Origin of the sequence: Butyrivibrio fibrisolvens, from assembly GCF_037113525.1 — a bacterium.
Taxonomy (GTDB): domain Bacteria; phylum Bacillota; class Clostridia; order Lachnospirales; family Lachnospiraceae; genus Butyrivibrio; species Butyrivibrio fibrisolvens.
Genome location: NZ_CP146963.1, coordinates 4,050,737 through 4,067,938 on the forward strand (window position 1 = coordinate 4,050,737; position 17,202 = coordinate 4,067,938).

Genomic DNA, 17,202 nt, shown 5'->3' on the forward strand with positions numbered 1-17,202 from the left:
AAAGGATTTTCCAATGGACGCAAATATAAAAATAGAAGGTGAGAAGATTTTCCTTACCCCAATGACTTTAGATGACGCTGAAATCTTTGTAAAATGGCGTAACAGCGACTATGTTATGTCACGCTTTTTCATCAAAGAACCTTTTACTGTAGAGGGTCAGCGTAACTGGATAAAGAATAAGGTCATGACTGATGAAGTTGCTCAGTTTGTTGTATGGGACAAAGCTGACAATGTAAAAATCGGAAGTACATATCTGATAAATTTTGACAGGGCCAATAAAAAATGTGAATATGGCATGCTCATCGGAGAAGAACAGTATGCCGGTGGTGGTCGCGGTTCAGAAATGGCACGTCTTACTTCTGACTTCGGTCTTCAAGAATTAGGTTTTAATAAGGTATATTGCAGGATCATGGCAGACAACATTGCTTCAGTTAAAGCCTGCGAAAAAGGCGGTTTCAGTATTGAAGGCCTTTTCAAAGAAGATATCTGGGCAGAAGGCCAGCCTTTAGACGAATACTTTTTAGCTAAATTTAAAAATCAATAAACTATAGATTCTAGAAATATAGCATCATAAAAACCAACTAAACGAATCATTCAAAAGTAATATTCAAAAAAATATTCAAAATAATTATTCATAATAATTATTAGCTGAATTGGAATCCGAGGTTCCAGTTTGCAAAAGTTAATTCCGTTTTACTAGAATACTCGCAAGAGTAAATTCCAGTAAAACTATATAGTTCCTGATTTTTAGGAAATTAGTATTGCAAAGTTGATTATTATTGGAATTTACAATTCCAAACACATTGTTTTGACTCATAAAAGCTGTTATGCTTTTTTCGAGATAAATATCTATGAAAAAGTACGCACACTAATCGGAGGTCGAATTAAGCTTCCTTTTTCGCAAGATTAAATTCCACCCCTCTGAGAATCGGTATGTGTTCCGAATGGCGTAAGCTATTTTTACTTTTTCAGCAACAGAGGTGTGAGATTTATCTCGTTAGCAGGAATGAGCTTGATGTTAAGGGTATCAAGTACATTCTCACCGTGAAGGAAGCTGAACAGCTGATGTGAGGATTGGTTGTTCAGCTTTTTTCTATTGTATGAATTTATGTGACTCATCATAAGATAAATGTCATCTTGACACAGGTTATCAAACGATGTGCCTTTAGGAAGAACGCGACGTATCATCTCATGAGTTACTTCGCAACCTCCCTTCTGATTAGATCGTTGTGGATCACAATAGAAAATGCGGGTTCTACGTTCATTATTGTCATTAAACTCTATGGCAAGCGGATCAGTGAATTCGCTACCACGATCTGTAAGTATGACAGGAAAAAGCTGTGTGAATACATCATGACCAAGCTTTTCATAAAGGTCATTAAATATGCACTTTACAGATTTTGCAGTATTAGCATCTCGTATAAAGGCAAGCATCAAACTACTGTCCCTAAAATATATAGTCAGTAATACTTTTCCGCCTTTGCGACCTTCTACTGAATCCATTTCAACAACAGCTGTATCTGGATTAGCTGAAAGAAATGCTTCAAAATCTTCATATGTGCGTCCTATGTGGCACTGCTTGTCTACTCTGACAGGTTTTTTATGAGAACGAACACGGTAACGAACTTTTCGAGGAAGATCTATGTTGTCCACAGATAGGAGACCGGCATCAATGTAGTTATAGATGGTCTTTTCATCAAGCATTATGTCATCTCCATTATTGACACAGATCATGTGTATTGACTGACCTTGCTTAACAAGTGGCGAAATGATCGCATCAATTCGTTTCAATTCAGTTGGTGTTATTGCGATTCCCTGCCGGCTTTCAGACCTTTGGGATTCATACTCTTGTTGAGCAGCCTTTGCTACATACAGGTGTCGTTCAAGCTTGCATCGATGGCGGGTATCGCAGCCGTTACATACATATGGAGGTTTATTTAATTTGCGACATGTAAGTTCCACAAAATCAGGGCAATGCTCAAAGCAGTTTCTGAAAGAGCACCTCCTGCAAATGCCATGATGCGGATTTTTGCATGGCTTGCATGCCTGCCCTATTAGTGAACAATTAGCGCGTTTGGCACATGGGTTGTAACTACCACTTCGGGAATACTGTATATGGTTCTTTATTTCCTTTGCTATAGTGGAGGGATCTTTTCCTAGTTCTCTTCCTATATCAGTAAAGGAATCTCCCTCTCGGAGGGATACTTCGATAGTAGATCTGTCATCAAGAGTTAGATGTGCGTTTTTAGCCATGGTTAATTCTCCTTGGTATACGCCATCCGGACTCTGGTGCTGAACTATAAATATATCACACCGGAATGTTTGCAAGACTTATTTCCGGTAGCAACTTTGCAACACTAAGTTCCAGTTTTTGGCTGAATGAACTGGAATTTAAGTTTTCAATTCAGCATAATAATTATTATGAATAAATACCGCCTTAGCAACCTATTTAGGAAGCTAGGGCGGTATTTTTAAGACCATTATTTATGAGTATATCTTCTTCAAGCCTTAAATGCATTCAACGCATCAATTACATACATCTGCTCTTCATCTGACATTCCATTGTACATAGGAATAGATAATACTTCATTAGCATATTCTTCTGTGATAGGGAAGTCCCCTTCCTTATGTCCCAGATATTTGTATGCTTCCTGAAGATGTGGCGGAACAGGATAATGAATGATGCTTCCAATCTCTTTCTCATTAAGATAATCGATAAGCTTATCACGGTGTTTACATCTAATTACATACTGATGCCATACAGCATAGCTGTTATCAATTTCAACCGGAGTAATGATCTCAGGATTTTGTATCTTCTCTGTATATGTTGTAGCAAGCTTTCTTCTTTCCTGTGTGATCTCATCCATGTATTTAAGTCTTACTTTCAGAAGTGCTGCCTGCATCTCATCAAGTCTTGAATTAGCTCCAACCAGCTTATTGTAATAATGTTTATGGCTTCCGTAATTGCGGTATGTCTTAGCATCCTCTATGATCTTAGGATCATGGGCGATAATAGCACCTGCATCGCCGAAGGCTCCCATGTTCTTGGTTGGATAGAAAGAAAAACAGCCTACATCACCAAAAGTTCCAACTTTCTGTCCGTTCCACTTAGCTCCATGGGCCTGAGCACAGTCCTCTATAAGATAAAGATTATGCTTCTTGCAAATATCTACAATTCTGTCTATATCTGTAACCTGACCATAAAGATGAACTACCATTACAGCCTTGGTCTTATCAGTGATAGCCTTTTCTATAGCATCAATATCAATCTGAGAATTCTCATCGGGTTCAACGAATATTGGAGTTGCACCGTTCATAGTAATACCCATAACACTTGCAATATATGTATTGCCCTGAACGATAACTTCGTCTCCTGCGCCAATACCAAGCATCTTGATACCTATCCAAAGAGCATCAAGACCTGAAGCTACGCCTGCGCAGTAAAGTTTATTACTATCAGCACCGCCTGTTATGCCTGTACAATTACAGGTATCTATATCTCCATCTATAATCTCTTTCTCGTGAAAAGAAGCAAATTCCTGTTCAAAGCTTTCGAGCTCTTTACCAAGAATATACCAGCCAGAACGAAGAACGTGAAGAGCTGCATCTTCATATTCCTGCTGGTGCATTTTAAAGCCAAGATCCATTCTATTAGCTAAAATCTTCATAATCTGATAATCCTTTTAAAATAATCATGTATCATCAATACTTCAAAATGATATTTATCATATTGATGATCATATATTATGTCCTATAATTATTAATCATTTTTATCATCTTTAGATTTTCTGACCACATCAATAAGGAACGGCGGTCTCTTTCTGGATTCTTCCAGTGTCCTCCAGATATACTCACCAAGGATACCTAGATTCAGCAGAATAAGTCCTGCAGAAAGAAGAATTACGCACATTATAGAAGCATATCCAACAATCGGAGTTCCGACTGTCAGCTTCTCTCTTATAACAAGTATTATACCCACGATAGAAGCCAGGAAGAATATTGTTCCTACGTAGCTCATGCAACGAACAGGAAGGTATGTAAAGCTTATAAGCGAATCCATTACAAGCTTAAGCTTCTTGGCAAGCGTCCATCTAGACTTACCAACTGTCCTGTCCAGTCTGTGGAAATAAATCTTCTCTGACTGATATCCTGCCCACATAACCTGAAGAGTAAGTGAAGAATTCTTCTCACTCATATGCTCAAGTGTATCAATGACCTGACGATCAAGAAGGTAGCAATCACAGCCACCCTGAGGCATCTCTTTATTGATAGTCTTACGTACAAGATAATAGTAAACACCTGCAAAGAACTTCTTAACAGCATTCTCATCACGAGACTCTCTGACTGCAAGCACCACCTTATTGCCACGCTTCCAGCTCTCATAAAGCTGAAGGATAAGAGTTGAATCTTCCTGAAGATCTGCCTGCTTAGTTACAGCGCAGTCTCCGGTACATACGGAAAGACCTGCAAGAAGTGCTGCATGCTCACCAAAATTATGAGCAAGCTTAACGCATACAACATGTTCAGGATCTCTTTCTCTTATATTATTCATAACTTCCCAGGAATTATCTCCTGATCCGTCATCAACAAAAACGATCTCATAATCACCAAGCTGCCCAAGTATCTTGGTCTTCATATCTTCATACAGCATATCCAGTGTGTCAGAATTCCAATACACCGGTACTACAATTGATATCTTACTCAAAATTTCACCCCTTAACCTCTTTTAAAAATTCATCGTAATCACGAATATATTCTGATTCCATATAATGCTCACTTGCAAGGCACATAAGAACAGAATCCGGAGAGAAATTGTACATCTCCTTCCAGACCATGGTATCAAGGAAAAGAGCCATTCTTGGCTTATCAAGCTTGATGATCTCCTTGTGCGTTCCATCATCAACAAGAACATCACTGCTACCTGCAACATTGATCAAAACGAACTTAGTAAGCCTGTTAGCATGCATCCCTCGTATAACTTCAGAATCTGATCCGTATATATAAAAAGCCCTTTTGATCGAAAAAGGAATATCTATACCATCACCTTCCGCAACGACAAGATTTCCTCTTTCATCGCCATACTCTTTAAATTCAATGACTCTATATTTCTTATCCATCACTCTTCCTTACGCTTCTTCTGAGAAATTTCAAGCATCATCCCATGATAATAAAAGGCACTCAGTTATTAATATTATTTAAAGCTCTCCACTTTGTCCATAGATAATTTGTAGTATTTACATTATCATCTTCTTCAAGTTTACTATTAATTCGATAATATATACCATAATCTTTAAAGTTGAAATAAACGCCCTTATATTCTGAATTAGATATCTCTATTTCGTTCTGATAAGTCAGTTCCTCAAAAAAGGCATCAGCTTCTCTTGAATCCTTATAGTACCCCTTGGTATGAATAAGCGGAAGACAATTATTAAAGAGAATCAGTACAACAAAAATATACGCAGCAATCTTAAGCGGCACTTTCTCACTACTCATACTGACAAAAGCCGCCATCAGAACTATAGCATAAATATATGGCGAATATCTTGCCCACCAGCTTTCCTTGATTCCAAAAGTCAAAGCTATAGACACTAGTAAAATAAGGCCTATAATAACTTTCTTCTTATCATTCCTTCCCTTAATAAACCACGCTGTCATAATAATGACAGATACTATCAGTAAGCCACCAAAAATGACACCAAAGCCTGAAATCCTGGCATCAGGAATATTTAACTTGGCTAATTCTTCAAGGCTAAATGTAAACGGGATCTTAAACTTAGTTGTATTCCCACTTCCGTTCTGAAAATTATCAACTTTAGAAAACAAAGAGATAAACAGATTCTTAAAATGATTCTCTTCTGTAAAAGGAGAATTACCGGTCATTATATCTACTTTACCTTCACCAGTAAGAGGATAGGTCAAAGAACCATGCCTTACCAGATTAGTTATATAAGTTGTAGCACCGCCCCATACGACAGTAGCTATTACGAGTACAAAATACAAAATTGTTTCTCTGATAATACTTTTGGAGATACCCTTCTGCTGCTTGAATTCTTTATAAAAGTCATACAGGTAAAATGCTATGCAGAAAAGGCCTCCATACAAGAGCCCTGTAAACTTGATATTACCACATATGATCATAAGCCCCGCAACAAGGCTTGCAGACTGTCCCATATCAAAAGTCTGCCTGTCTTCAAGCATGATCAGAGCTATGATGAGCATAAATATTATCGTATGCAAAAAGCCATCAATGTAAAAAGTAAAAATCTGCTGCACCGCGATCGGATTCAGCATCACAAGGATTGAAGTCAGAAAAGAAATAGAGAGTTTATACTCCTTTTTGCGCATATAATAAAACACCAGCAAAAAAGAACATAACATAGCAAGCAAAGTATAGCTCTTTCCAGTCTCGATAAGTCCTGTAACAGCATAAATACTGGCGCCAAAAATCCAGGTGATCTTACAATAGGATTCAATATATACATTGTCATTAAAACTCGCAGATGCAAGCTTTTCTGTAAGGCTCAGATTAGGCTTTGAAAAAAAAGGATTCCAATTATTCTTCAAAAGGCCAACTGCCACCTTGTGATAAGCATTGCCATCATAGGAATAATCAAAGATCAACCCACATATCCATGATAAAAAGACAATGATGATCAAAGAGAGCAATATTTCAAACCATGAGACCTTCTCTTTATCAACAACAATCGTTACAAGAGCTGACAATGCAAAAGACACAAAGAAAAAAGGCCACGTTATGCATAGCCCAGCCAAAAACATAATTGAAGATAACAGTAGTTCTATGACAAAAGTAAATGTAATGATCTGAACTACATGTAAAGGACTCTCAAACGAAACAGCCTCTTTTATTTTCTTAATCATACTAATTCCTCATTAATGTATTATTACTCACCAAAGACATATAATAGCAGAAAAATACATACAGCGTAAGAAACTATTATACCTATAAGCAGTTTATCATGAATTATAACTTCAACCGGGTCTCCATCTGAATTGCCTTCAACATTCAGTGAATAACACATGAGCAGCACCAGAAAGAAAGGAAAAGTCCAGATCATTCCCGGATTAGGCATCTCCAAAGACCACAGCGCATAAAAAACATTTACAAGAGCAAAGCATACATACATGTTCTTGTCTAAAAAGCTTTCATTGTAATGCTTTAATACATCTCGTGTATCTGACTGGGTCCTTAATTCATTTCTTCTCTTTCCAAGACCCATATAAAGGCTTCCGACCATTACTACAAGATAAAGCCACTTGGAGATCACAACATTCGTGATCACTCCGCCATAAAATACCCTGATAACAAAGCCTGAAGCAAGTATAACTACGTCAACTATAGGCTTATTCTTTAAGCCCATACTGTATAACAGATTCAGCATAAAATATAACAAAAGCAGCAGAAAAGCTCTGTAATCACCTACTGCAACCGACATGATCACAGCCACAGAAAGACATGCAAGAAATAATAAAGTTGCCGCCTTTTTACTAATAAGCCCACTTGCAAGTGGCCTGTTCTTTTTCTTTGGATGTAACCTGTCCTTGTCTATATCTCTATAGTCATTAAGGATATAAATCGCAGAAGAAATTGCTGAAAAAGCAATAAAACCCAAGCATGCATTAATAAAAAGAGTTTTCTCAAAGATCACGCCACCAAAAAACAAAGGAATGAACACTAATACATTTTTTATATAATGCTTCACCCTTAATAAATCTATATACTTCTTCATTTCTCTCCTTCGTTCTCTTCTTCGCTGATAAGTTCATGCAGTTCATAAACATAAACTTTATATGCGATTCCATGCTTTGATGTTATAAGCTCAAGACCCATATCATCACAATTTGTTATCTCCACACGTGAAAAAATATATTTACATCCAAGCTCTGACAGAGCCTTATTATCAATATACAAATTATCCTGTGCTACGCCGCCAAGATTCTTGGCATACATAGGTACTGATAAATAGTCACCTGAATACAGATAGCATCTTATTCCGGAATTGTCAAAATAAGTAGCTGATGCAGGCTGAAGCTCAAGCGCAGGTGCAATGACACTGCGCCACTTATTCTTATACTCCTGAGAATAAAAACCAAGATAACCATCTAGAGTTGATATATCGTTATACTCAAGCTGTGCCGGATACATAAGGTAAGCTACGCATTGCTCTCCTTCTTTGTACCCGATTTCTTCTTTTAATGCTTCAAAAAGCTGCGGATCATAGAACTCTTCCAAGCTCAGATTATTATCAGGCGTATTGCCGTCATGATTATGTCTATAATATTCTCCATATGCTGTGTAGTAAATATCATCGTATCTTGCATCCTGTCCAAAAGGAAGAGCAGGTTGCATTATAATAACAGCTATAGAAGCCAGTACCATAAGATATACAAGGCCTCTGTAAACAGCTCCTCGTCCTGAACTAACAAAATTCTGTCTGGTCCATTTGCATATCCTGTAGCACACGATCATAAATGAAGCGTACCAGAGAAATGGATTAAAGAATATAGTCCTGTTAAACTGCCAGCCTTTAAGCGGCGGTACTAAATATTCAAAAAGATTACGAACAGGTGCAAAGAAATACAAACCATAAATAATACTGTTAAAAGCAATCGCTGCAGCACAAAAGTTAAAGTAATCATGTACGATTCCGGAAGAATTATTATTACGAATATACTTGGCATTAAGATAGAAAAAGTAAATGATACATGCAGGAAGAACAATATATATATGCGCATCATTAGCATGCATCATACCAAATGCCCAAACCCTTAAAGTCTCTAACACAATTGCTAAAGGTGACATATCCGCCTGAGCTATTGTTGATCTAATGGTCACTTCGTTCGAAAACAGCATCGTCATGAAAAGTCTGTATTCAAATATAATTGATCCAACAGCCAACAGGATCAAAGCTATAAAAAGCCTAAACGGGAATTCATGATGCCTTATCCACATCCAGATAATAGCTATCACAAGATACCCCATGATAAAGATTCCATGATAAGAAAAATAAGAAAGGAAAGGATAACAAAAGATCAGAAAATATATAAGAACTGAAGGCTCTCTGTATACCGCCCTTAAAAGATATATGATAAGCGGAATTGCTGCAAAGGGTATTCCAAACGCCGGGAAAAGGTTAAGTATTCCGTATGCAAATGAAACAAGAATAGCAATAGCCATGGAAGATGAGTAATCATTCTTGACAGGATGTACATAATACACACCATGCCTAGCCCATTCATCTATGCCTTCATTTGTGAGGATATCATATGAAAGAAGTGCCCCTCCGATCATGGCGATAATTATCTTTATAAAATAGCCTGCAACATATGCCTTACCTGCAGGCAGGATCATATACAATATCGTATAAAGAGAAAACTCTGATGGCAGAACATTCCTGCTGATATTATTAAGAAAATCCGTCTCTGCTTCAAGGGCAAAAAACGTCCCATCATTCTTCATCATCTGAAACTGAGGAATGAAAAGATCAAGATTATCATGAATAGCAAAATAGCTACCTGTACCAGCAGTCTTATAAAGGACTAAAGCACAGACAAAAAACAGGCCTATAATAATAAAATACCAAAATCTTCTTAAAAATCTGCCCACGTTGTCAAATAAAGCTTTCATATGCCAAATCCCTCAAGTACTTCTATTATCCGTTCATAATGATATAAGTGTATACATCTACTATTACTAACATATTAATCACTAAAAGTATATATGATCCGATATGATAGTCATAAAAATAAGAAAGCTGTCCATCATTATCATCATTCACACCTTTAGATGAAAGTGCTGCAATAAACAAACCGAATACCGGTAGTATTGTCAAAAAGTATCTTCCCTGAATTCCTCTTATAAGGAAATCTCCAACAGTATTCCAGGTAGCATATATACTTCCAAGAATAAGTAAAAAGCCAAACACACTGATAAATCCATAGATCCATATAGCTTTAACAGATCTAAGCTTCTCAGGAAGCCTGATATTCTTAGAAGAAACTATAAGTACTATAACAAGAACAAGAGTCACAACAGGAAGAGTCCTTATGTTGAGCTGTCCAAGATAATCACCTGTCATCTCTCCTATCCACTGCATGCCGTATTCTATAGTTGACCTTATAACAGTCATAATCGTAGCAGGAATATGTGTTAAAACATACTTTATCTGTGCTCCTGCTTCCATATTCTCTCCATTGGATACAAGATTCTGACCAAAGAAAACATTGGAAACAAGACACATAATGACAGGAATGCCAAACATAATACCGTATGTAAATCTGGAATTATCGCTCTTCTTGCTACGGTAATCATTACCTTCTCCAGACGTATTACTAACCGGAATAAGCAAGAGAAGAATCAGAAGCACAATATAGACAATCTTGCACATTCCAACCAGTGTTCCAATAATTGTAACAAGAGCTATATCCTTGTTGGAAAGACTGTTATCAGAAACAGCTTTCTTAAGAACCAGTGCAATAAATAAAAAAGCTATAGCATTGGTCATGCCATCTGAAGTTACTCCTGTCATCTCCTGAATCGTCATAGGGAGCATCATTACTGCGAACAGTAACTCTCTGCCTGCAGGAATAATGTAAAGAGCGAGCATATAAAGAATAAATGCGCCTATAAAGCCTGCCCATCTGGCAGTCATAAATACAGAATGTACATTACCTGTAAATAATAAAGCTATTCTTATTCCAATTATCTGTGGAATATAACACACAGGAGCATAAAGACTTGTATTATTAAAATCTATCTGTGCTGTATCTGCAAAATCAAATACTGCTTCCGGATCAGAAAGAGACTGAATCGCAGTCGGAAGGACGGCGCCAACACTAGTATCACTAAACTTAACAGACTGAAGATTACCAAATGCCAGAGAAAAGGCTCTGTAAAAATGGTTGACTTCATCAGGTATTGAACCTGCCGGGAATGTCAGAATATAAATGCTTCCTACCGCAAGGATCAAAAATCCGTAAATAGGAAGTTTAAATCTGCCTGCAAATATACACATGAAGGCCAATATCGTAATGATCACAACGAAAAAAGCACCCTTTATAAGGCCTTCACCAGATTCAATATTATGATCAAATAAGTACTGGCCATAAACAATAATTGATAACAGAGACAATATTGCAGGAATAAAAGTTTTATTATTAAATAAACAACTGATTTTATCTTTAGACTCAAAAACAGCAGAGCCTATCAGCACGCCAATACATAGAAGTCCACAAATCCAAATACACAGTTTAAAAATTCCTGATACAGCCACAGGAGTCGTAGAAGAAATCTGGTCAGAGCTGTGCATTACAACAGCAGGTTCTGTAGACTCTCCAAGACAGTAAACTCCAACTGTAAAATCATTATCAGGCGCAATGATAAACTGGTAGCCAGCGCCCTTATCCATTACTATTCCAAAAGGAATCTGATAAACATCATTCTCTGGTCTTTCAAACAGATCAATATGCTGATCTACAACCATATTGCCTTCAGGATCATACATATAATAGTGCATGCAGGCATCCTGAGACACCTGTCCCTGAAAACGCAGCCTTACTGCACCATTATCTATATAGGAGCCATCTCCTTTTAATACTGTAGTGATATATTCACCTGACGAAAGGTAATAATAGGTATAAGAGTCATCTTCTTTTAAAAGACGATTATTGATATCAGAATCTGTTGTCTGAAATAAAGAAAGAGGCCATATCAGCACTAATAAAAGAAATATAATACCTGCAGCTATATAACGAAAGATATTATTATTATTTTGAACATTCACAGTTTTATTAGTAGTATATCCAGCCAAAATGATGTCCCCTTTTGTTTATTAACGGCGATCTTATTTTCATAAAATCGCCGTTATCTAAGATTATTTTTCCTGATTGAAAACTTTCATACGTTCCTGACCACCAATGCTGTGAGCAGCATCTTCACCGTGCTCAAGAATAGCTTTGACAAGCTGCATACGGAATCCCGCATCAATGAAGTCACAATGTGTACAGAACTTATAATTCTGACGACCTGAAGCGATATCCTTTCTTGCAGCCATAAGTTTAGGACTTCCCCAGGCTTCCTTAAGAGGTGTTGTATTCAGATCACCAAAATCTGTTACCTCAAAGTTATCACAGCAGCAAAGACCTATCTTACCATTAGGCATAATCCACATGTCTGTAAAAGGAAGGAGACATGTCTCTCTTATTACCTTCTCAGTAGCCTTCTTATTAGGAGCACTTCCAGCCCTGTTAGTAAGAACCTCCTGAAGATATCTCATCTGGATCTGAATATCGATATCCTTGAACTCTTCAGGATGAGCCTTAACGTAATCATATATCTTCTGGATATTAGGATGCAGCTTCATCTCCATTGAATAATTGTTGATGATGAGCTGATTGATATAAGGCTGTATCTCTCTGACCTTATCAAGTGTCAGTATAAGGCCATTGGTTGACATGAATATAAAACTTTCCGGGAGCTTCTCTCTGGCATACTTATGGAATTCCACGATACGGGTATCAAGCCATGGCTCATTATTACCATAAAGTGTAAGATGTCCCTTATAGCCCCAGTCTGCAAGCTGATCGATAATAGAACGGTAAAGGTTATCATCAATCTTGGCAAGAGGGCGCTTTTCTGCATGTACATTGGCAGTACAAAAAGCGCAGGTGGAATTACATCTGTTTATAGTCTCGATATTAACTACATTTGGCTTTGGAACTTCAGGACTATTTAAAAAATAGTCAACATATTTCTTCTGAGCACGTGATCTTGTTATAAACTGAAGCTTAAGATAAGCATTGCTGGCAAGATTTGGAAGATATTTTCTGGCATTCCAGCCGAGTTTTCCCATGAAACTGTTTACTTTAATTGGCATAACTTATTACTTCTTTCTATAGCGTACACTATTCTTAATTACTGATTGTTTTAGTTAACATCCTTTTCTTCAGCGATAACTGACATCTTCTTCCTGTGAAGACCGTTGAGCTGCATCTCAAAAGTGCGGCGATTATTGATAGCCATATTCTGAAGCATCATACCGTTGAAGAAAGCCTGAAGCGCAGCAATCATAGTAAAACCGCATACGATCAGAGTAGGGAATCTTTGAACAAGTCCGGTCTCCCAGTATTCCTTGAATACTGGAATGATAAATATTATTGCAAGGACAGCAAGCACAAACGCCATTGCTGAGAAAAAGTGCATTGGCTTGTAATCTCTGTAAAGACGGGAGATAGTCCTAATAACCCTAAAACCATCCGAGTAGGTGTTGAGCTTAGACTCAGAACCTGCGGGTCTGTCTCTGTATTCAATAACGACGTTTTCAATCTGCATGTTGTTAGTAACAGCATGGATCGTCATCTCAGTCTCGATCTCAAAGCCCTTGGACAAAACAGGGAAGGTCTTAACAAATTCATAGCTGAAAGCCCTATAGCCTGTCATGATGTCTCTTACATCACAGTCAAAGAGTCTGTTTATAGAACTTCTAACCAGGCTGTTTCCAAAATTATGGAAAGGACGCTTGTTCTGAGTAAAGTAAGTTGAAGAAAGTCTGTCTCCAACAACCATATCCGCATTATGGTTAAGCACCTTATCTACCATCTCAGAAGCTGACTCCATAGGATATGTGTCATCTCCATCTACCATGATATAGCACTGTGCCTCTATCTCACGGAACATACGACGTATAACATTGCCCTTGCCCTGCATATATTCATTTCTTACAATTGCACCGCAGGCCTTTGCAATTTCCACTGTTCTGTCTGTGGAATTATTGTTATAAACATAGATAACAGCCTCAGGAAGACATCTCTGTGTATCTTTAATAACTTTCTCAATGGTTTTTTCTTCGTTGTAGCACGGTATAAGTACCGCAATCTTATCCATATCTATCCTCGATTCAAAAATATATTTTGCTTCAATATAGCTTTTTCTACCCTTATGTGACTATAAACGGAAAGTATTCAGACACACAAAGCATAGTCACCGACGATATTATACCATATTAGTGCAAGTATTGTATTTTTATTTTCATATATAATTAAGGCAGGATATCGCGACATGTGGTATTATGGTGTAAGTGTTTTGAAAAGCACAATAGTATATAAGGTTAAGTGAAATATATACGATTGGAGAATATTATGAAAAAAAGACTAACAAGACTTACAGCGCTTTTGCTTGGTGCGTCTATGCTGTCAGCCTGCAGTTTTGATACTACAGTAAAGAAAGCTGCATCCGAATCAGATTCTGCAAACGCTTCAAACAGCGCATCTGTATCCTCTGTCTCAGCAACTGAAGCTTCAAGTACTGTATCATCACTGGAAGCAAGTACCGCAGATGTTGCTGACAATGCTTCAACAGAAGCTTCATCAACTGAACAGGTTGATACAGCATCCGAAAGTAGTACAACTGTACTTAATGATCCTACAGGTGACGGGCAGGTAGTAATCGTATTCCTTGGAGACAGTCAGTTTGCCAACGGAAGAGAAGATGGAACTTCTATTTCGGATCTTGTCCATAACTCTACCGGTTATACCGTATATAACCTTGGATGCGGCGGAACTACTGCATCTACAAAAGTAGGTGAACAATACCAATACAGCGATGCCTCATTCTATAACGTATCCGAATTCCTGAACGGCCGAGGCGACAGTTCAATATTTGACTACTATGGCGTAGCAGATGTCGCAAACAGCATAGATCCTGCCAAAGTCGATTACTACGTTGTAGAATACGGTGTAAATGATTTCCTTTCAAACAGACCACAGGCAGATTCTACCGATATCAAAAATGTTTCATGCTATGTTAATGCCATGCACGTTGCACTCTTCCAGCTGTCACAGGCAAGTCCAAAAGCAAGAATAGTGTGCTGCTCTCCAATATACTGCCAGTTCTGGGGCAAGGACGGCGCATTCCTTGGTGATGGCAATATGTACCATAACTCTTATGCTACTTATGAAGAATATGCTGGTAACTGCATCCAGACAGCAGAAAACGAAGGATGCATAATCTTTGATGCATATCATGGAAGATTCATGGACCTGGATACTTATACCGCAAAAGATTATCTGGCAGAAGATGGAATTCATCTTACCCAGCGCGGCAGAAAAGTATTCGCTGCAGTTGTAACACATCTTATCAACAGACAGCTTGGTCTTGATGATACATATCTGGACAATCCATACAAGATAGCTGATTACTAAATCCAAGCAAAAGACTTCTTGAACTATCAATGTTCAAGAAGTCTTTTAAATTACTCATTTATAACAACAAAATATCTCAGTTTATATGACACTCTTATAAACCTTATGTCAATTTATAATACTCTTTGTACCATCTTACAAAAGAATTAATTCCATCTCTGAGAGATGTATCCGGTTTAAATCCAAAATCCCTTTCAAGCTCTGATACATCGGCGTATGTCTGATACACATCTCCAGCCTGCATAGGGAGGAATTCTTTCTGAGCCTCCATACCAAGGGCTTCTTCCAAAAATGAAACCATATTCATAAGAGGTTCCGGATGATTATTGCCTATATTATAGACTTTATAACGTGCACCCTTACCATTATCAGCAGGAGGACACGGAAGCATATTCATAATACCTGTAACGATATCATCAACATACGTAAAGTCTCTCTTCATGTCTCCGTTGTTGTATATCTGAATAGGTTCTCCCTTTAATATCTTATTAGTAAATTTAAAGAGTGCCATATCAGGGCGTCCAAGAGGACCATATACAGTGAAGAATCTAAGCCCTGTAGAAGGTATTCCATAAAGCTTAGAATAAGAATGTGCCATAAGCTCATTGGACTTCTTGGTTGCAGCATATAAGCTTACAGGCTCATCAACCTTATCTTCTGTACTAAAAGGAACCTTAGTGTTACCACCATATACAGAGCTTGATGATGCAAAAAGAAGATGCTCTACACCTGATGCTCCATTATCATAACTGTGTCTGCAGGCTTCAAGAATGTTATAAAAACCGATAATATTAGATTCTATATAGCTTTCAGGATGATCTATTGAATATCTGACACCAGCCTGAGCTGCAAGATTAACCACGATATCAGGATGATATTTTCCAAAGACCTGATCAACAACAGATTTATCCTGAAGATTCCCCTTAACAAATGTAAAGTTACCATTACCTACTTTTGATGATACATCCTTAAGAAGTCTTAAACGCTCCTCTTTAAGAGATACATCATAATAATCATTCATATTATCAAAGCCAATAACAGAAGCTCCTGCTTCTAAAAGCCTTCTTGATAAGTGATATCCTATAAATCCTGCTGCTCCTGTAATTAAATATCTCTTACTTACATCTACTATGCTCATATTATCTGCCCTTCTTAGTTACAAAAACTATTATTTACAACTTTACTCCCATGTTTTCCATGGGGCATTACCGCCTGCCCATAAAGCTTCAAGCCTGTCCTTTTCTCTCTTTGTATCCATGCACTGCCAAAAGCCGTCATACCGATAGCCCATGAGCTGGCCTTCACTTGCAAGGCGCTCTAATACATCCTTTTCAAAGATAGTATTATCTCCTTCGATATAATCAAATATCTCAGGTTCTAAGACCATATATCCTGCATTAATGCGGCTGCCATCGTTTTCATTCTTCTCTCTGAAAGAAGATATCCTGTCGCCTTCCATCTCCATAGTTCCAAAACGCTGACCTATGTTAACAGAAGTGATCGTAGCAACTTTGCCATGGCTCTTATGGAACTTCAGGATATCATTCATATTGATGTCACTTACTCCATCGCCGTAAGACAGCATAAAAGTTTCATCACCGATATATTTTTGTACCCTCTTAATACGTCCACCTGTCATGGTATCAAGGCCTGTATCGACTATTGTTACCTTCCAGGGCTCAGCCGCATTATTATGAACCGTCATGCGATTATCATCTGTAAGATCAAAAGTTACATCGCAGTTATAAAGATAGTAATTGGCAAACCACTCCTTTATGACATACTGCTTATAACCTGCACAGATAATAAATTCATTATAACCATGGTGAGAATACTCCTTCATTATGTGCCATAAAATAGGCTTCTCACCAATCTCGATCATAGGCTTTGGCTTTAAATGACTTTCTTCATTTATTCTTGTGCCATATCCCCCGGCCAAAAGAACTACTTTCATACAAAAACTCCTTTACTTCAAATGAACCCGCT

Annotated in this window: 14 protein-coding genes; 2 read left to right on the top strand and 12 right to left on the bottom strand. The window is 37.7% G+C overall.

Annotated elements, in window-relative coordinates; translation table 11 throughout:
- Nucleotides 1-13 precede the first annotated feature (13 nt).
- On the top strand, nucleotides 14-544 hold the full coding sequence (locus WAA20_RS17240; protein ID WP_073390198.1) for a GNAT family protein: 531 nt from the start codon (nucleotides 14-16) through the stop codon (nucleotides 542-544).
- Nucleotides 545-960: 416 nt separating this feature from the next.
- On the opposite strand, the gene WAA20_RS17245 is transcribed toward WAA20_RS17240, so the two are convergent.
- The 10 genes from WAA20_RS17245 to WAA20_RS17290 all read right to left on the bottom strand — a co-directional run bounded on the left by WAA20_RS17245 (nucleotide 961) and on the right by WAA20_RS17290 (nucleotide 13,900).
- Nucleotides 961-2,253, bottom strand: a complete 1,293-nt coding sequence (locus WAA20_RS17245; protein ID WP_073390587.1) for an IS30 family transposase — start codon at nucleotides 2,251-2,253, stop codon at nucleotides 961-963.
- Between the two features lie 248 nt (nucleotides 2,254-2,501).
- On the bottom strand, nucleotides 2,502-3,668 hold the full coding sequence (locus WAA20_RS17250; RefSeq protein ID WP_073388767.1) for a DegT/DnrJ/EryC1/StrS family aminotransferase: 1,167 nt from the start codon (nucleotides 3,666-3,668) through the stop codon (nucleotides 2,502-2,504).
- 92 nt (nucleotides 3,669-3,760) lie between these two features.
- Nucleotides 3,761-4,705 carry a glycosyltransferase family 2 protein gene (locus tag WAA20_RS17255; protein WP_073388769.1) on the bottom strand — a complete coding sequence of 315 codons (945 nt, stop codon included), beginning with the start codon at nucleotides 4,703-4,705 and terminating at the stop codon, nucleotides 3,761-3,763.
- A 4-nt stretch (nucleotides 4,706-4,709) separates the two neighbouring features.
- A complete protein-coding gene (locus WAA20_RS17260; RefSeq protein ID WP_073388770.1) occupies nucleotides 4,710-5,117 on the bottom strand; it encodes an FdtA/QdtA family cupin domain-containing protein in 408 nt (135 codons plus the stop codon).
- A gap of 61 nt (nucleotides 5,118-5,178) precedes the next feature.
- Nucleotides 5,179-6,879 (bottom strand): hypothetical protein, encoded by a 1,701-nt coding sequence (locus WAA20_RS17265; protein WP_139263794.1) that lies wholly within the window; start codon nucleotides 6,877-6,879, stop codon nucleotides 5,179-5,181.
- 23 nt (nucleotides 6,880-6,902) lie between these two features.
- The gene (locus WAA20_RS17270) at nucleotides 6,903-7,748 is read right to left on the bottom strand and encodes a UbiA prenyltransferase family protein (protein ID WP_073388774.1); all 846 of its coding nucleotides are present in this window, start codon (nucleotides 7,746-7,748) and stop codon (nucleotides 6,903-6,905) included.
- Complete coding sequence (locus tag WAA20_RS17275; RefSeq protein ID WP_073388776.1) at nucleotides 7,745-9,646, bottom strand: DUF6044 family protein; 1,902 nt, start codon at nucleotides 9,644-9,646, stop codon at nucleotides 7,745-7,747. Before WAA20_RS17275 ends, WAA20_RS17270 begins: the two co-directional genes overlap by 4 nt.
- Nucleotides 9,647-9,671: 25 nt before the next feature.
- Nucleotides 9,672-11,828, bottom strand: coding sequence for a DUF2142 domain-containing protein (locus WAA20_RS17280; RefSeq protein WP_073388777.1), 2,157 nt, complete (start codon nucleotides 11,826-11,828; stop codon nucleotides 9,672-9,674).
- A 63-nt stretch (nucleotides 11,829-11,891) separates the two neighbouring features.
- Nucleotides 11,892-12,893, bottom strand: coding sequence for a radical SAM/SPASM domain-containing protein (locus WAA20_RS17285; protein ID WP_073388778.1), 1,002 nt, complete (start codon nucleotides 12,891-12,893; stop codon nucleotides 11,892-11,894).
- A 50-nt stretch (nucleotides 12,894-12,943) separates the two neighbouring features.
- Nucleotides 12,944-13,900: a glycosyltransferase family 2 protein gene (locus WAA20_RS17290; protein ID WP_073388780.1), complete on the bottom strand. Its 957-nt coding sequence runs from the start codon at nucleotides 13,898-13,900 to the stop codon at nucleotides 12,944-12,946.
- Between the two features lie 254 nt (nucleotides 13,901-14,154).
- On the opposite strand from WAA20_RS17290, the gene WAA20_RS17295 reads away from it, so the two are divergent.
- On the top strand, nucleotides 14,155-15,216 hold the full coding sequence (locus tag WAA20_RS17295; protein WP_073388781.1) for an SGNH/GDSL hydrolase family protein: 1,062 nt from the start codon (nucleotides 14,155-14,157) through the stop codon (nucleotides 15,214-15,216).
- Between the two features lie 103 nt (nucleotides 15,217-15,319).
- Here the strand turns inward: WAA20_RS17295 and WAA20_RS17300 are convergent, their stop codons facing one another.
- Complete coding sequence (locus tag WAA20_RS17300; RefSeq protein ID WP_073388783.1) at nucleotides 15,320-16,354, bottom strand: NAD-dependent epimerase/dehydratase family protein; 1,035 nt, start codon at nucleotides 16,352-16,354, stop codon at nucleotides 15,320-15,322.
- Between the two features lie 42 nt (nucleotides 16,355-16,396).
- Nucleotides 16,397-17,170 (bottom strand): glucose-1-phosphate cytidylyltransferase, encoded by a 774-nt coding sequence (gene rfbF / locus WAA20_RS17305; RefSeq protein WP_073388784.1) that lies wholly within the window; start codon nucleotides 17,168-17,170, stop codon nucleotides 16,397-16,399.
- Nucleotides 17,171-17,202: the final 32 nt, after the last annotated feature.

Bases quoted from the DNA above. Each gene is read 5' to 3' on its own strand.
- WAA20_RS17300 (WP_073388783.1), bottom strand. From the start codon at position 16,354: ATGAGCATAGTAGATGTAAGTAAGAGATATTTAATTACAGGAGCAGCA.
- WAA20_RS17285 (WP_073388778.1), bottom strand. From the start codon at position 12,893: ATGCCAATTAAAGTAAACAGTTTCATGGGAAAACTCGGCTGGAATGCC.
- WAA20_RS17245 (WP_073390587.1), bottom strand. From the start codon at position 2,253: ATGGCTAAAAACGCACATCTAACTCTTGATGACAGATCTACTATCGAA.
- WAA20_RS17290 (WP_073388780.1), bottom strand. From the start codon at position 13,900: ATGGATAAGATTGCGGTACTTATACCGTGCTACAACGAAGAAAAAACC.
- WAA20_RS17240 (WP_073390198.1), top strand. From the start codon at position 14: ATGGACGCAAATATAAAAATAGAAGGTGAGAAGATTTTCCTTACCCCA.
- WAA20_RS17270 (WP_073388774.1), bottom strand. From the start codon at position 7,748: ATGAAGAAGTATATAGATTTATTAAGGGTGAAGCATTATATAAAAAAT.
- WAA20_RS17250 (WP_073388767.1), bottom strand. From the start codon at position 3,668: ATGAAGATTTTAGCTAATAGAATGGATCTTGGCTTTAAAATGCACCAG.
- WAA20_RS17275 (WP_073388776.1), bottom strand. From the start codon at position 9,646: ATGAAAGCTTTATTTGACAACGTGGGCAGATTTTTAAGAAGATTTTGG.
- WAA20_RS17265 (WP_139263794.1), bottom strand. From the start codon at position 6,879: ATGATTAAGAAAATAAAAGAGGCTGTTTCGTTTGAGAGTCCTTTACAT.
- WAA20_RS17295 (WP_073388781.1), top strand. From the start codon at position 14,155: ATGAAAAAAAGACTAACAAGACTTACAGCGCTTTTGCTTGGTGCGTCT.
- WAA20_RS17260 (WP_073388770.1), bottom strand. From the start codon at position 5,117: ATGGATAAGAAATATAGAGTCATTGAATTTAAAGAGTATGGCGATGAA.
- rfbF (WP_073388784.1), bottom strand. From the start codon at position 17,170: ATGAAAGTAGTTCTTTTGGCCGGGGGATATGGCACAAGAATAAATGAA.